The following is a 15,495-nucleotide window of genomic DNA, read 5'->3' as shown; positions in this document are numbered from 1 at the left end:
ATAGTCGATTACCTTATTTAGAATGGAAAACATGGAAATTCAAATCGCACCAAGCATTTTGTCCGCCGATTTCTGCAATCTCGAGCGTGATCTCGAACGCATCTCCAATGCAGACATGGTTCACGTCGACGTGATGGATCATCATTTCGTGCCAAACCTGACGATCGGCGAACCAGTGGTCAAGCGCATCTGCGAAGTCACGGACCTGCCGGTCGACGTTCATCTGATGATCGAAGATCCCGATCGTTGGGCTCCCGGATACGCGGAACTTGGTGCGCATTCCGTCACATTCCACATGGGTGCGACGCATGCCCCTGTGCGTCTGGCTCGCCAGCTGCACAGCATGGGCTGCGAAGCATGGTTCGCCGTTCGCCCAGCTGAACCGGTGGAACCGATTTTCGACATTCTCGAGGAATTCGACACGATTCTCATCATGACCGTCGAACCTGGCTTCGGTGGCCAGAAGTTCCTCTCGAACCAGATGGGCAAGGTTCGTCGTCTCCGCAACGAGATCACTCGTCGTGGCCTCAAGACCAACATTCAAGTCGATGGCGGTGTCAGCCCGAAGACGGCGGCCACGGTGGCCGAAGCGGGAGCGAACATTCTCGTCGCAGGCTCGGCCGTGTATGGTGCCGAAGATCCGGCCAAGGCCATCAACGACATTCGCGACACCGCAGCAGCGGCGTACAGGGACTGATCAGAAGTCTTGACAAGCACGCTCCGCAAGTCAGGAGACCAGTGCCAACCACAAGGCATACGTATACAAGGAAACACTTATGAAGACATTCGAGTCGTTGTTCGCAGAGCTCTCCGAAAAGCCGCAGACAAGACGCCGGGATCGCTCACCGTTCAGGAACTTGAGAAAGGCACCCACTTCATCGGCAAAAAATAGTCGAAGAAGCAGGCGAGACGTGGATCGCAGCCGAATATGAGGGAGCGGAACGTACCGCTGAAGAGATGAGCCAGCTCATCTACCATCTGCAGGTCATGATGATCGATCGAGGCATCACGCTCGACGACATCTACAAGAACCTCTGAACCTGACCGGAGGCCAATGCCATTCTCCAGACAGCATGTTCGGAGAATGGCATATTGCGAATGCCATCGCTGCAGGCGGATGGAAGAGAAGAAGTTGGAGGAAACATGCTCAGAATCGCCGTCCCGAACAAGGGAATGCTTTCGGAACCCGCATGGAACATGCTGTCGGAAGCCGGTTACACGTTGCGAAGCAATCCACGACAGCTCGTGGTGGAAGACCCTGATAACGATGTGGAACTGTTCTACCTGCGCCCGCTCGACATCGCGGTGTATGTGGGCATGGGCACGATCGACGTCGGCGTCACGGGGCACGATCTGCTGCTCAATTCAGGCACTGACGCCCAGGAAGTCATGAACCTCGGCTTCGGCGGCTCCACCTTCCGTTTCGCAGCGCCTGCCGACAGTCCCATCAGCACGCTTGAAGATATCGAAGGCAAGCGTGTCGGCACATCGTTCGACAAGTTGGTGAACGACTACCTGACCGAACACGGCATTCATGCGCAGCCCATCCATCTCGATGGCGCGGTCGAATCGTCAGTACAGCTCGGCGTCGCCGATCTCATTGCAGACGTCGTGTCTACAGGCACCACGTTGCGCAATGCCGGCCTGCGCATCTTCGGCGATCCGATCGTCCACTCCGAGGCGGTGCTCATCCGCTCGCCGCGTCTCGATGCCCAAGACGAACGTTTGCAGCGTTTGCAGCGCAGGTTGCAAGGCGTACTCACGGCGAAACGATATGTGCTGATGGACTTCGACATTCCGGTTGAGAAGATCTCTGCCGCGGTGCAGATCACCCCCGGTTTCGAAAGCCCGACGATTTCCCCATTGCACGACAAGCAGTGGGCCGCGGTGCGAGTCATGGTTCCCAAAGCCAAAGTGAACCAGCTGATGGATCAGCTGTATGAGGTGGGAGCGCGCGGCATCATCGTGACCGCCATTCAAGCAACACGAATGTGAGGCGCTCCAAACGCCCATGAAAATCACCGAGAAATTCAGCAGAAGATATAGTCCGGAACCTCGTGACGTCATTTTCACGATTCCGAATTTCATCAGTTTTCTTCGCATCGCGTCAATCCCGGTCATCGCATGGTTGATCACCAAGCACAACATGATCGCCGCGTTGATCGTGCTCGCCATCTCGTTCTCATCCGACGGCCTCGATGGTCTGATTGCGCGACGGTTCAACCAAGTGAGCAAAATAGGTCAGCTTCTTGATCCGATTGCCGACAGACTGCTGATTCTCTGCTCCATTCTCGCCTTGGGCATCTGCCATGTGGTGCCTTGGTGGATGCTCATCCTCGTGGCATTGCGTGATGCGACGATGGGCATACTGACCTTGGTTCTTGCGCAATACGACTATGGTCCGTTGCCTGTTCACTTCGTCGGCAAAACGGGCACCGCAGTGCTGATGATCTCGATAGTCGGTCTCATGGTTGCCGACGTCGAACGCAATATGCCAGTGTTCGAGACACTGCATTACCTGTCGATTGCCTGTGCGATCTGGGGTATCGCGCTGTATTGGCTTGCAGGCGTGCTCTACATGCAGCAGGGCGTCCGTCTGATTCGAGACGCGCGAAGCAATACGAACAAGGACTAGTGCACTCGTGACCTTCAACAACGGCATGCCTCCCGTGTATCCGGTGAGTTCGGAAGATCCACCGGCACGTCGTCGTGCCGTTTTCTCGTCGGCGTATGTGCAACTTGATTCGCAGCATGCGCAACCACCGGGCGGTGCTCCGATGTCGGCTCGACGCCGTAGCAAGCACTATGACGATTCACTGCGTCTCATCGACGATCTGGTGAACCGGCCCGTCGACGTGCTGTATTCCGATTCACGGTTGACGACGAAACCGGATTCGAAAGTAGCGTACTGGGGCACGCGAATCGTCGTGCTCATCATCTGCATTGCAGTCGGATTCGCCGGATGCCTGTTCGTGCGCCTGCTTAACACCGATCCGCGCAAACAGGTTCGTCAACAGCTCGCCTCGCAATTGGAAGCGGAAAACAAGCAGATCGATGATCTCGAGAAGCAGATTTCAGATTTACGCACACAGGTGGAGAAACAGTCGAAATCCGCACTGCCTTCGCAAGTGGAGCAGGAAGTTCAGCAAAACGACATGGTCGCCGGTTCCACGGCAGTGGAAGGCGAAGGCATCATTCTCACAATCGCCGATCCGATGGTCACCAACAGCGATGCCCAGGACGGCTCGCTCCCACGCGAAAAAGCACGAACCGTCTGCGCGTGGTCACCGACACCGATCTGCAGCTGCTCGTATCGCTGATGTGGCAGTCCGGAGCCGAAGCGGTGTCGATCAACGACAATCGCCTGGGTGTGCAGACCTCGATACGCACGGCGGGCAATTCGATTCTCGTCGGCACGACGCCGGTCTCCAGCCCGTATAAAATTCAGGCTATAGGCAATAAACGTGAGTTAGCCGATAAAATGGGGCAGAAGGCGTTACCGACGTTGTACAAGGAATTCAAGGATGCTGGCATGACATTGCAGATCAGCAAAGAGAATTCAATACAGCTCAAAGCCGCTTCGGTCGGTCAGGTTTCATATGCGAAGGAGATGTAAGTAAATGGCTGCGGTGCTTGGTTTGATCATCGGCGTTGTCGTCGGCCTGTTCGTGAAGCCTGATATTCCCGTGTGGCTCCAACCATATCTGCCGATCATGGTGGTCGCCGCCTTGGACGCGCTGCTGGGCGCAGCACGCGCATATTTCGAGCGTAGCTTCTCCGACAAGGTGTTCGTGATTTCGTTCTTCTCGAACGTGATTACAGCGGCGCTTCTCGTGCTGCTCGGTAACCAGCTCGGTGTCGGCTCGCAGCTTTCCACTGCGGTCATCGTCGTGCTCGGCATCCGAATCTTCTCGAACGTCTCGGCGATCCGTCGATTCATCTTCCAGGGGTGACGATGAGCGAAGAGCACAACAACGAAACAACGCCCGATGGGATGCCATCATCGCCTTCGGGATCGGGGCACACCGAGGGTGGCAGCCATGTGAAGCGCATTCTCTCTCAGCAAAAAAGGATGCGCGTAACGATCAACTCAAAACCGGTGCCTTCCCCGTGGTCAAGAAGACCAAGCCGAAGAAGGAGCTTTCCAGCCAAGCCCGCTCACTGCGCACACGGCTGCTCACCAGCTTATTGGTGGCGGCGCTATGCGCATTGCTGTCGTTCGGCTATGTTGTGCAGGTCAACAACACCGATATGACCTATGAGACGATGACCGAGGCCGAGCTGACGCGCATGCTCAGTGAGACCAGCACGCAGGTGCAGCGTTTGGAGGAACGCCGCACGGAGCTCAGCAGGCAGCTCACATCGCTTCAGCAAGCAGCCGACAAAGAGGCGGAGGCCAGCCGCATCGCCAAAGAGAACGAGGAATCCAGCGGCATCCTTTCCGGTCGACTCCCAGCCGAAGGGCAGGGGATCATCGTGCATATCTCTCGTGGCAGCAAAGCCCAGATCGATGCGGCGACGATGTTCAACCTCATCGAAGAGCTGCGCAACGGCGGTGCCGAAGTCATCGCGATCAACGATGTGCGCGTCGTCACCTCCACATACATCTCACAAGGTGACGATGGTTTGATCTGCGATGGGACGGCACTCAACCCACCGTATGTGGTCAAGGCGATCGGCGATAAGAACAATCTGCAGAACGCCGTGAACCTTGCCGGTGGCGTGGGGTCACGGCTCACTGTGAAATACGGTGCCACGGTAGACGTGGAGACCTCAGATGATGTAAAAATCACGCAAACTCAATCATTACCCGACTATAAGTACGCAAAGACTGTAGAATAAGCACTATGACTGATCCAATTCCAAGCGCAGGCGAAACCACCATCATCGGCATGCCTGCCATCCAGATTCCTGTAACCACCAGTGGCGAGCGCCCGTTGACGCAGGAAGATCTGCAAACCATCTCCCGTTTGGCAGACAACACGGCGCTGCTCATCGCAACACGAGGCGCGCTCTCCGGCTCACGGTATCTTCTCGATGAAGATGAGGTGACCGTTGGTCGTGATCCGCGAGCAGACATTCTGCTCGACGATTCCACCGTGTCTCGCCAGCATGCCGTGTTCCGTCGTGAGAACGGCTCATATACGGTGGTTGATGCCGGTAGCCTGAACGGTACTTATGTCAATCGTCAGCGCGTGGATCAACAGACGTTGAAGAACGGTGATGAGATCATGATCGGTAAATTCCGTTTGATCTATTTCACCAACAGCGCTGTGCGCAATATCTGAGGATTTAGCGTTCGCCCTGTTTTGCGAACCATAAGAAGTGCATATGTGCGACTCGTCGGCAACCAATGGTCAGGTATGGCGAAAGACGTCGGCAGACGATCTTTCGCCTTATGTTGACGTACCATTGCTCGATGTCGACGACACGATGGTGCAGGGAGAGTTGTTCCCCGATCTCAGTGAGCCCGGCCCGGATTGCGGGTACCGTGGGGCATCAGCGTCGAAGGCTGCCGGCATCACTTACAGGCAGCTTGATTACTGGGCACGCAAGCATATTGTGGAACCGTCGATCACACCATCGCATGGTTCTGGTTCGCGTCGTCTGTATTCGTTCTGCGACATCGTTTCGCTGGCCGTGGCGAAGAAACTGCTCGATCTCGGCGTCAGCTTGCACAATGTGACGAAGGCCGTGGAGTTCCTCGCCCCATATGGTGAGGAGGCGTTGAAGCATGTGACGATTCTGTGTGATGGCGACACTGTGCAGGAGTGCGGCGACAACACGGCTTTGGCGGATTTTCTGGCGGCTGGTTCAGCTGTATTCGTGGTATCGGTGGGCGCATTGTGGAATCAGGTGGATCACGTTTTGGCGGGGGAGCGAGCTATCAAACTCAAGCAGCATTCACGCACGCTGCTTTCGCAGACGATTCCCGTCGAAAACATCATGGCGGCACATGCCACCGGCAGCAACGCCAGATTGCACCCCGCGCTGTTGCATGGCACAGTGGAGGAGCACAGTTATGATGACGTTCCGTTAGACATCTTCGACATCGCCCAATAACGAACGTTTGTACATACCGTTCGCATACACAATTTTTGGAGAGTGGAAATGAATGCTTTGCCTGCGATTCTGTGGATCATCGGCGCTGCATGCGCATTGGCCGTGTGCGCCGTCACCGTGTATTGCAGCCACTACGGGCACGATGACGTTGTGGTTAAACCCGTGCGCTGGTCGGTGATCATCGGGCATTTCGCAACGTTCATATTGCTGGCGCTCCCGTATTTCCTGTATCTTGCGAATAAGAGCTCGATCAGTGCGCATTCACGAGGTTTGTATGAGAAGCTTGGCTGGCCATCCGCGATTATCGCGATCGTTCTGGTGTTTGCCGAGCTGACGCTCATGTATCTGCAGGCGCGTAGGGCAGTGAAATTCGAGCCTAAGAACATAGCGCCATTGACTGATGACGACAAAAACGAAGGTGAATCCAAACTCATATGACTTGGGTAAATATTCTGTGCGTGGCTGTCGGCGGTTTCGCGGGAGGCTGCACGCGTTCCGCGGTGTCAAGCTGGCTCAACCGCAGTGAGGCGCGTATTCCCTATGGCACATTGGCCGTCAACCTCGCCGGATCGTTCATACTGGGCATCATGCTTGCGCTGACAGGACTTGGCATGTTGGGCGCTCCGTGGAAGGCGCTGATTGTAACGGGATTCTGCGGGGGATTGACGACGTTCTCCACGTTCACATCGGAAGTGTATGCACTGTTCGACGGCAAGCATCCAACGCGTGCGTGGGTGTATTGGCTCGGCAGCGTTGCGCTTGGAGTCGCACTGGTCGCCGCCGGATTCGCCGTGACACGAGGACTTGCATAGAGGAGGGATCGCAATGGAACTACTCGCCGTGGGCATCGGCTGTGCGATCGGCGCGGTCTGCAGATATCTATTGGAAGCCGGTATCAATAATTTCGCAATCGATGCTGTATCAATACTGATAATTAACTGCCTTGGCTGTTTATTAATGGGATTATTTACCGGAATAATAGAAAAAGGCAGCCCTCGAAAAATATTTCAAAACTGCTTACCACAGGTTTTTGCGGCGGCTTGACAACTTTTTCAACATTCTCGGGAAATATTTATCAATTATTGATCTCGAGCCCGTGGGTCGCCGTGCTTATTGTCGTCGCCATGTTGGGTATCGGCATGGGCATGTATGCCGTCGGCTTGCGCGTAACGCGGGGAAAGCGATCGGCTGTTATCTAGATATCAACGACACGATATATCTGCGGTAATTCTTATTTGGGGAAGTACCGCAGATATGTAATCTGACATAACGTACATTATCGGATAAAAGAGATATGGATATAAGTGAGGCTGGATACCAATACTCATGTTTGGTATCCAGCCTCAAATGCAGTGTTTGTAATTTGTATCTGCGAATAGTATGCAGTTATTACTCTGCGTTGTTATTACTGCGCGTTGAAGTATTCGTCAACAGCTTCGGCGAGTTCGCTGACAAACGGAATCACGCGTACAGCACCGTGTTCGCGCAACTCGTTCGGCTCTGCGTAGCCCCAGCCGCAACCCAAGCAATCCAGTCCGTTGTCTTTGGCGCCATCGACGTCGGTCCAACGGTCGCCGACCATCAGCGCCTTGTCTCCAGCGGCTTCGTCAAAACCGATTTTATCGAGCGCATACGTGATCACAGCTGCTTTGGTGATGCGCGAATTGTCTTTGCTCGCACCGTAGATGCCGTCCACCAGATCGCTCAGACGGAAATGTTCGCAGATCGGAATCGCCTGATATTCGGGTTTCGCAGTGCAGACAGCCAAGTAGAATCCCATGTCGCGCATCTTGCGCAGTTGCTGAGGAATGCCCTCATACATTGAGTTCACGAAACGACCTGGAACTTTCTGTCCCGGGTAATTCGGATCGTCGAACACGGCAGCCTCACCATAGTAATGGCGATACACGCGCACCGCTTCGTCGAGCTTCTCCGGCGGAATGTGATTGAGCTTCATCGAATCCACGATCGCAGGTCCGATGAAACGCTGCAACGCGGCTTCATCTGGGACTGGCACGCCCACGGCTTGGAACGCCTTGACCACACAGGCGATGATGCCGGGGCCTGATTCGGTCAACGTGCCGTCAAGGTCGAGCAAAACGATCTTCTTCGCTGATTGTGTCATAGTATCCTCAACAGTTCAATGGGTCACAATAAAAGAACCTGACATAACGTGCTTCGTGATGTCAGGTTCAAGAATTTCACTCGTAATCGGGAATCCATCCGTCGTGATGCATCTTCAGGCGCTTCTCAAGCAGAGCCGCGAGCTCTTCTTCACTGCGGCGCTCCAACAGCATGTCCCAATGCGTACGAGTCGGTTTGGTGATCTCGTCGGCTTCCGCGTCTTCCTCGTTCTCCTTATGCGCGGTCGCTCCGCAACGGCACTCCCATTCATTAGGAATGTCGGCGGTTTCGGCGAACGGAAGAATCGTGCGATGCCCCTTCGGGCACACGTAGGCCACTTCAATGCGCGCGGCGAAATCCACATTGTCGTCGGACTCCAAAGATTTCGCGCCAATGCTCATGCCACGCAGACTGCGTTCAGCCATGTTTCCTCCTCATTCTCAAGTAGTTCCAAGCTACAAAACAGCTCGGACGTGGGCTTTATTCCGGTGCTGCCACTCTCCTGCTGCACACTTTTCGCTCAGTCGACGCCGGAATATGCGACGATGCCGCGGTTCACCCGCTCATACGCCTCGCGAGCCACATCCGCCAGCTGTTCACCGTTCTCCCCCAGATAGGGTTCGGCGACGGCGATCTGCTGCAGCACGTCGGCGATGCGTTTGGTGGTGCGCACAAAGTCTCCGCCGGTCATCTCGCTATTCGAGAGCACTTGCGAGAGGGAATCGCCATATGCCCAGTCATAGATGAGATCGACGATACCGAAATCAAGCGGCTGCAAGTAGTTTTCGAGTCCATTGGCTTCGCACAGCGTCAACACCTGCTCATCCATGTCGCGAAGCTCGTTTGCGGCCTGGATGACAGCTCCTTGCGGGCCTCCCGGGTATCGGCGTGGCTCGCCGCCTTCACCGCGACGCGGCTCATACAGCAACGACGATATGATCGCGGCGAACTGCGGTGCATCGAGATCGTCGAACACGCCGTGAGTGATGGCCTGTGCTAGCACGAGATCACGCTCGTTGTACAGGCGACGCAGCAATTGCCCGTGTTCGGTCAGCTGGTAGTCGCGGTGGCCGTCGCTATCAGTGCGATCCAAGTAGCCCAGCATTGCAAGAATATCGCAGATCCTGTCGAACTGGCGAGCCACCGAACCGGTGCGGGATTCGTAACGATGCTCAAGCCGCTCAAGCTCGCGACTCTCACGCATCCAACGATGCCCCCACTTCATCATATGGTTGAAATCTGGAGACTTCTTGCAGGGGTGATTCGCCTCCTGCTCCTTAAGAGCCGCTATTTGAGCGTCAAGCCTGCGGAATGCTCGCGAACGGTCGGCATTCGATGCGAACACCTCATGCTTGAGACGGCGGCGCTCGTTTTTCTGCAGGTCGCTGAGCTTCATGCGAATGCGCAGCAGATCGGTCATGTCGCCCTCATCCATGCGCATGGCATCCTCATAGCCGCGCAACGCCTTGCGTAACGTATCGATGTTGGCTTCGATCTGCCATGCCGATTCGTTCGCCTCCCATTGCGCGAAGGAATGGTCAAGCGTATCTCTTGCGGTTTCGTAATCACTCGAATTGAGCAGATTCACCGCCATGTTGAACGTGGCTTGGAAGCTCGAATGCAATGGGTATACGCGCTTGCTGGAAAGCGCCACCGCGGTTTCGGGTTTGAACCCACGATGATCGGCAACGATCGCATTGCCGATCGTATCGATGCCACGTCGCCCGGCACGGCCGGTGAGCTGCGTGTACTCCCCCGGTGTCAATGGCACGATGCCGGTGCCATTGTATTTCTCGAGCTTCTCCACCACGACGCTGCGAGCAGGCATGTTGATGCCCAACGCCAACGTTTCAGTGGCGAACACGACTTTGATGAGTCCCTCTTCGAACAGCCGCTCGACGATCTGCTTGAACAATGCGATCATGCCGGCATGATGCGCGGCGAACCCCTCTTCAAGCGCATACCGGAACTGCGAGAAATGCAAGGTGCGCAGATCCTCACGGGTCAACTGCCCTTCGATCATCTCATCGACGATCATGCGAATGCGTTTCGCCTCATCGTCGGTTGTGAGGCGCAGACCGGCGTTCAGGCACTGCTCCACAGCCTCGTCGCAACCGTTTCGCGAGAACACGAAATAGATCGCCGGCAGCATCTTCAAGAAGTTGAGCTCATCGACCACAGCCCAGCGGCGAGGCTGGTAACGGTCGACCTTGCGTACACGCTGCGGGCGTCCTCCCCTGCCATGCCTGTGCCGATCATCGTTGAAACGAGAATCCTTCTTGGCGCGTTTCAACTCCATGCGGTCGAGTTCTTCCAAGCGGTTGACCAAACGCAAGTTCGTCTTCGTGGTCTGCTCGCCCATATCGTTGCGCCGATACAAGTCGAACAGCTCAGGTTCGGTGCGTGGATCCTTCTGCACGAGCACATATTGGTCCAGCGGCACCGGACGGTGCTCCGACACGATAAGCTTCGTTTCGCCGCGCACCGAGGCAATCCAGTCGGCGAAATCCTCGACGTTCGACACCGTTGCCGAGAGTCCGACGATGCGAACGCTGCTCGGCAGATGAATGATGACTTCTTCCCACACCGGCCCTCGGAACCGGTCGGCCAGGTAATGCACTTCGTCGAGAACCACGTATCGCAGAGCGCTCAGCGTCGTCGAATGCTCATACAGCATGTTGCGCAGCACTTCCGTCGTCATCACTACGATGTCGGCTTCCGAATTGATCGACGTGTCTCCGGTGAGCAACCCGACCTTGTCTGCGCCATAGGTTTCGACGAGATCATGGTATTTCTGGTTGCTCAACGCTTTGATTGGCGTTGTGTAGAATGCTTTGACATTGCGCTGTTGAGCCAAATAGATGGCAAAATCAGCGACAACGGTTTTCCGGCGCCGTGGGTGCCGCGACCAGCACATTGGACCCCTCTTCCAATGCTTCATTGGCGTCTTGCTGGAACTGGTCGAGTTCGAACGGCATCAGATCAGCGAACTTCGCAGCCGCGGAACTGCGTTTGCGCCGAACCTCCTGAAATGCCTGATAGCGCTGCGCGGGACTCAACGTCTCCGGATCGTCGTTCTGTATGTCGGTTGTGCTCTTCTTATGCTTATTTCGTTTTGCCATTATGTTGTGATTGTATCTAGGCTACTTGTTGAACTGCGCCCAGCGACGCCAAATGCGCATGTGGCGTTCCTGCTTCTTGCGCTTGTGCACATCCACCTGGGCATGCGCTTCGGCATAGCGATCGGCTGCAACCTGCAACGGTTCGGTGAAAATCGGACGCTGAGGGGAACGAGATGAAGTTTCGCCGACGTTCATCTGCCCCATGCGGTCGGAAACCTCTTCGCCGACCTGCTGCACAAGTTGCAGGGCGCGTAAACCGTGCATGATCACATATACAACGCCTGCGATGAGCACGGCAAGCATCGCCAACGCAAGAATCAACCAAATCCACCATGGCATAGCAACGACCCTCTTCCAGTCGAATCAGCGTTCGTGATGTGCGTCGTGAGATTGCGCGGCGGCTTCGGAATCGAGCATGCTCAATTCACGCTTTGCGCGAGCGACGATCATCGTTCTCAGAGTTTCTGGCGCCACGGCAAGAATATGGCGGGCATGTGCGATGCAGAATGCCACGAACCAAGAGTCGGACTGAATGAACAGCCTGACCTTCTCGCCTTCGCCGTATGGTTCCACTTCGGCGTCAGCCAGCGTGCGGATGAACTCGAGATGCGGCTGATCGGTGATGAACGCCGCGGCCGTGGACGTGTCGATGCTCCACTTGCGCAGGTCGCTGACGGAGACGTCGGGAATCTCCAACGGTTTCGTCGGTTCGACGATCTGGGCTTCCTCAATGCGAGAGATGCGCAGAATCTGCCAGATCCTCGGTTCGCCGGTCTCCTTGTTGATCGTCATGTCTTTGTGCACGATGCCATGCAGCTTCTCAGGCGCAACATCTTCCACATCGGTCCACAATGCCACGTAGTAGACGCCTTCGTCAACGTAGATCTTCGACGGGGCGACGAGACGTTCGCGAACCTGGCCGGAACCATCGGTGTATTTCATGTCAAGCAGCGAATGCTCGGCGATGGCCTTCTTGACGATGGAGAACGAACGTGGCTCCACCTCGTAGCCGGTGAGACTGAGCCATGGCGTGGATCCCGGTTCAACATACTGGTGCAGACGCTCATACAGATCCAGAGCCTGCCTGCGCTCCTCCGACGGCAGCAACGGCGCATGTGCGAGATAGTTCACCGAAGCGGTGAGCATGCTCATGTATTGCGGCGAAATGCCTGCCAGACGTTCGAGCCCCAGCGAGTTGGTCGCGCAGACGATCCCCTCCGATTCCAGAAGGGACCAGTCGATGTCGAAGAACTGGCTGCCTGCCATCTCGCCGTCATCGGAAACCGTGGTCAACGTGTTGATGTCTTTGTGGATGGTCTGAATGTATTTCTTGCGCTCGTCGTCGTTCTTCGGCACGCCGATGAAACGCACGGCGAGCTCAGACAACGAGTATTCCTCACCCATGTGTGCCGACAGGAACAGCATCAGGCGCAGGCGGCGATCCACCTCACTGCCCGTCTGTAACGAGTTCTTCTTATGCCCTTTGCCGGACGAGTTCTCAGCCTCTTCGTCTTCCTCCTCGGAAGCGAGATCATGAGCCGCGACCTTGGCGCTCGACATGTTCGCGGAGTCATCGGCCAACTGGAAGTCGATAGCGGCGTTCAGGCGGCGGCGGAACGCGTCGACAGCCTCCTGCGGGTTGACGATCGACGTGTTCGGGTGCTCCAGTACGAACATCACCAGATCGTCGGTGTCGGAATACGCGACGTTGAGGTTCTCGCCGTTCACCGAAAGCGTGGCGGCGAAACGACGCGAATCGACCTCTTTGACGAGGTTCTCGGGAATGTGCTGCGTGCCGAGACCAGGGGCGATTGAATCAAGACCCAAGCCGGGGATCGGCGTTTGCGGCACACGCGGCGCGGTGCGCGACACATGCTGCGGTTGCGGAGCCGGCGCCGACGACATCGACATCGAACGCGCCAGATAGTTCGCGGCGGCGAGCACCGGCATGTCTTCCTGACGGAACTTCAAGCGGATGCGGGGTTCATCACCCAGTTGCAGTCGGTACGAGGCGAAGTCCTGACCTTCGGATTTCGAAGAATACTCCGGCTGTCTGGATTCGATGGCGATTCCCATGGCCGCCAATTTAGCGCGATCTCGCTGGAATTGCTTTGCGAATGCGGCCTTTGCGGCCTGATCAGCCAGTTCACCGTAGGAATCAGCGTATGCCTTTACACGCTGGGCGATCTGGCGGGAAGTGAGCCATTGCGGGAAAGCGGAAGACAACACCGCCAGCACATCAAGCTCGTGCTTGCCCCACTTATCCGAGAAGCGACGCCTGCCATTACTACCCTCAGCCATTAGTCCTCACGTATCGTTACCGTTTAAATCAAACTGAGCATATTTCTATGCCACTTGTTCAATCATAGTGGTCTTTTTCGGATTCTGTAACAGAAACACCGAAAAGACCGTTTTTCTTATTCTGCGAACAATCTTACAGCCATTCGTCCGGTTCGATGCCCTGTGGTCCGACAAACTCACCGTTGGGCACATAACTCGGGCGCCCTCATCGTGAAGCTCGGCCGCGCCATAAAGATTCACGTCCCTGCCGAACGTCCAATCCCCCTCGACGGTCACCGAAGCCGCGGCCGCCAATGACGGCACGCCGTACGGGAATCGTTCGTCGAAGTCATGGATGTTCTTGTAGAACCTGGTGTCGAGCTGCACGTTCGGGAAGATGTAGTTGCCGTCTTCCATCTCGTATTGGTCGGTCAGATGGAAGCGATCCGAACGCATGATGAACAGGTCGTCGGTCGTTTTCACCGGCAGGAAACGCATGCGATCCACCTCAACGCAGATCGCGCCGTTGAACAAGTTCACCGCGGCGCCCATCGCCGTTTCCAGCTGAAGCACCTTCGTCGAGTCTGGATCCGTCGGATCCACCGTCTTGTAGTTGCGAATGACAGGCAACGGCAGCACGCCGTTGTATTGCGCCAGCTTTTCGCGCAAAGCGTCGATGCGCACCCAGATGTTGTTCGTATTGAAATACGGGTGCTTCTTGATGTTCTTTGCTTCTTCGGCGTCTTCTGGCGCCACCTGGGTCATCTCGCGGAGCATCAGCCTGCCCGTCACCTTGTCGCGAACGATATGGCCGCCCTTGCGATCCGCTTCGGTGCGCTTCGACACCTCGATCATGAACGGGGCGCCGGTGTTCTCGAAATGCTGTGCCAAAGTGCGCGACGGGCGTGCGCCGAGATTGTCGGAATTCGAGATGAACAGATATTTGAAACCATGCTCCTCAAGCGTGTCGAGCAGACCGGACTCCCACAGCGTCGAATACAGGTCGCCATGCCCCGGCGGGCACCATTCCAGATCAGGGTTGTTCGGGCAAGACACGGCCTCACCCGTCTCCAAGTCGATCTTCGGCTCCACATGCTGAATGATCTCCATCGGGATCTCATCCTGCTGGAAATGCTTGTCGTTCGAAAGCACCTTCATCGTGTCCGCGGACGTGCGGAAGGAGTTCATGAACGTCAACGGCAGCTCCACGCCCAATCGTGTGCGCGCCGTCTCCACCTGCCCGAGGATGATGTCGATGAAGCGCATCGGCCTCGCCTTGTGACGACGCACCGGCAGCAAAGATTTGGCGCAATCCAACCCCATTGAGGTTCCCAAACCTCCGTTGAGCTTCAGGAACGCCGTTTTCGCAAACGCATCAACGGCTTTATCGTGATTGATCGTCTCGTAGATCTGCGCGAAATTAGGGATTCCCTGAACTGGTTCGATGTCTTCCTCACGGATCCAGGTATTGCCGTCTTCGTTCTGCCAGACCTCATACAGGTGTTCGAACTGAGCGATCGCTGTGTCGCTAAGACCATGCTCACGCATTTTGCGCGCAGTACGTTCGAAGGCGTCGGTCATGGTGCCAAACCCTTTCTCATCTATGGAATCGAGTCCAATGCAACTCTCTCGAGTGTAATCGTTTTTCGCGAATATGCATCTTCACAGCAGCCAGAACGTTAAAAAGATTCATATTTTCATTTTTATTGAAAAATAAAAAGGCTGAAACCTTTATGATTTCAGCCTTTAGATCGTCGGGCCAGCGGGATTTGAACCCGCGACCCCTTGACCCCCAGTCAAGTGCGCTACCAAGCTGCGCTATGGCCCGATCGCTGCGAACAGCAAGTCACTAATGTAGCATGAGGTCGGGAAAGTAGCAAATGCGCACTGCATGCACAACTTCCCG

General features: G+C 55.8%; 15 protein-coding genes, 1 tRNA gene and 4 pseudogenes. 13 read left to right on the top strand and 7 right to left on the bottom strand.

Annotated features, from left to right (window positions below):
- Window positions 1–31: 31 nt before the first annotated feature.
- The 13 genes and pseudogenes from rpe (at window position 32) to GSD1FS_RS09945 (ending at window position 7,262) form a co-directional block, all read left to right on the top strand.
- A complete protein-coding gene (gene rpe, locus GSD1FS_RS07380; protein ID WP_155589040.1) occupies window positions 32–697 on the top strand; it encodes a ribulose-phosphate 3-epimerase in 666 nt (221 codons plus the stop codon).
- 79 nt (window positions 698–776) lie between these two features.
- Window positions 777–1,038, top strand: a pseudogene (locus GSD1FS_RS07375) (phosphoribosyl-ATP diphosphatase).
- A gap of 105 nt (window positions 1,039–1,143) precedes the next feature.
- Window positions 1,144–1,995: an ATP phosphoribosyltransferase gene (hisG, locus tag GSD1FS_RS07370; RefSeq protein ID WP_155589039.1), complete on the top strand. Its 852-nt coding sequence runs from the start codon at window positions 1,144–1,146 to the stop codon at window positions 1,993–1,995.
- A gap of 16 nt (window positions 1,996–2,011) precedes the next feature.
- Complete coding sequence (locus GSD1FS_RS07365) at window positions 2,012–2,635, top strand: CDP-alcohol phosphatidyltransferase family protein (protein ID WP_155589038.1); 624 nt, start codon at window positions 2,012–2,014, stop codon at window positions 2,633–2,635.
- A 7-nt stretch (window positions 2,636–2,642) separates the two neighbouring features.
- Window positions 2,643–3,616: pseudogene (locus GSD1FS_RS07360) on the top strand (DUF881 domain-containing protein).
- Between the two features lie 4 nt (window positions 3,617–3,620).
- A complete protein-coding gene (locus GSD1FS_RS07355; protein ID WP_155589037.1) occupies window positions 3,621–3,953 on the top strand; it encodes a small basic family protein in 333 nt (110 codons plus the stop codon).
- Between the two features lie 157 nt (window positions 3,954–4,110).
- Window positions 4,111–4,842 (top strand): DUF881 domain-containing protein, encoded by a 732-nt coding sequence (locus GSD1FS_RS07350; RefSeq protein ID WP_343030253.1) that lies wholly within the window; start codon window positions 4,111–4,113, stop codon window positions 4,840–4,842.
- Between the two features lie 5 nt (window positions 4,843–4,847).
- Entirely contained in the window at window positions 4,848–5,288 is a 441-nt protein-coding gene (locus tag GSD1FS_RS07345; RefSeq protein WP_155589036.1) for an FHA domain-containing protein, read from the top strand.
- 145 nt (window positions 5,289–5,433) lie between these two features.
- Complete coding sequence (locus GSD1FS_RS07340) at window positions 5,434–6,063, top strand: MerR family transcriptional regulator (RefSeq protein ID WP_196425067.1); 630 nt, start codon at window positions 5,434–5,436, stop codon at window positions 6,061–6,063.
- Between the two features lie 48 nt (window positions 6,064–6,111).
- Window positions 6,112–6,501 (top strand): C4-dicarboxylate ABC transporter, encoded by a 390-nt coding sequence (locus tag GSD1FS_RS07335; RefSeq protein WP_155589089.1) that lies wholly within the window; start codon window positions 6,112–6,114, stop codon window positions 6,499–6,501.
- Entirely contained in the window at window positions 6,498–6,875 is a 378-nt protein-coding gene (gene crcB / locus GSD1FS_RS07330) for a fluoride efflux transporter CrcB (RefSeq protein WP_155589034.1), read from the top strand. The genes GSD1FS_RS07335 and crcB overlap by 4 nt, the downstream gene beginning before the upstream one ends.
- A gap of 13 nt (window positions 6,876–6,888) precedes the next feature.
- Window positions 6,889–7,107, top strand: a complete 219-nt coding sequence (locus GSD1FS_RS09950; RefSeq protein ID WP_246166060.1) for a fluoride efflux transporter FluC — start codon at window positions 6,889–6,891, stop codon at window positions 7,105–7,107.
- The gene (locus tag GSD1FS_RS09945) at window positions 7,002–7,262 is read left to right on the top strand and encodes a fluoride efflux transporter FluC (RefSeq protein ID WP_343030258.1); all 261 of its coding nucleotides are present in this window, start codon (window positions 7,002–7,004) and stop codon (window positions 7,260–7,262) included. Before GSD1FS_RS09950 ends, GSD1FS_RS09945 begins: the two co-directional genes overlap by 106 nt.
- 206 nt (window positions 7,263–7,468) lie before the next feature.
- On the opposite strand, the gene GSD1FS_RS07320 is transcribed toward GSD1FS_RS09945, so the two are convergent.
- From GSD1FS_RS07320 to GSD1FS_RS07290, 7 genes and pseudogenes are all read right to left on the bottom strand, one after another.
- A complete protein-coding gene (locus GSD1FS_RS07320) occupies window positions 7,469–8,188 on the bottom strand; it encodes an HAD hydrolase-like protein (protein WP_155589033.1) in 720 nt (239 codons plus the stop codon).
- A gap of 76 nt (window positions 8,189–8,264) precedes the next feature.
- A complete protein-coding gene (locus GSD1FS_RS07315; RefSeq protein WP_155589032.1) occupies window positions 8,265–8,612 on the bottom strand; it encodes an RNA polymerase-binding protein RbpA in 348 nt (115 codons plus the stop codon).
- A 95-nt stretch (window positions 8,613–8,707) separates the two neighbouring features.
- Window positions 8,708–11,309: pseudogene (locus GSD1FS_RS07310) on the bottom strand (DEAD/DEAH box helicase).
- Between the two features lie 21 nt (window positions 11,310–11,330).
- Window positions 11,331–11,648 carry a hypothetical protein gene (locus tag GSD1FS_RS07305; protein WP_155589031.1) on the bottom strand — a complete coding sequence of 106 codons (318 nt, stop codon included), beginning with the start codon at window positions 11,646–11,648 and terminating at the stop codon, window positions 11,331–11,333.
- Between the two features lie 24 nt (window positions 11,649–11,672).
- Window positions 11,673–13,610: a helix-turn-helix transcriptional regulator gene (locus tag GSD1FS_RS07300; protein ID WP_155589030.1), complete on the bottom strand. Its 1,938-nt coding sequence runs from the start codon at window positions 13,608–13,610 to the stop codon at window positions 11,673–11,675.
- 133 nt (window positions 13,611–13,743) lie between these two features.
- Window positions 13,744–15,170: pseudogene (locus tag GSD1FS_RS07295) on the bottom strand (UTP--glucose-1-phosphate uridylyltransferase).
- A 173-nt stretch (window positions 15,171–15,343) separates the two neighbouring features.
- A tRNA-Pro gene (locus GSD1FS_RS07290) sits at window positions 15,344–15,417 on the bottom strand.
- Window positions 15,418–15,495: the final 78 nt, after the last annotated feature.

Source organism: Bifidobacterium canis (genome assembly GCF_009727065.1).
GTDB classification, from domain to species: Bacteria; Actinomycetota; Actinomycetes; order Actinomycetales; family Bifidobacteriaceae; genus Bifidobacterium; species Bifidobacterium canis.
Note: the sequence above shows the minus strand (reverse complement) of the source record. Positions and strands in the feature narration are given on the sequence as shown.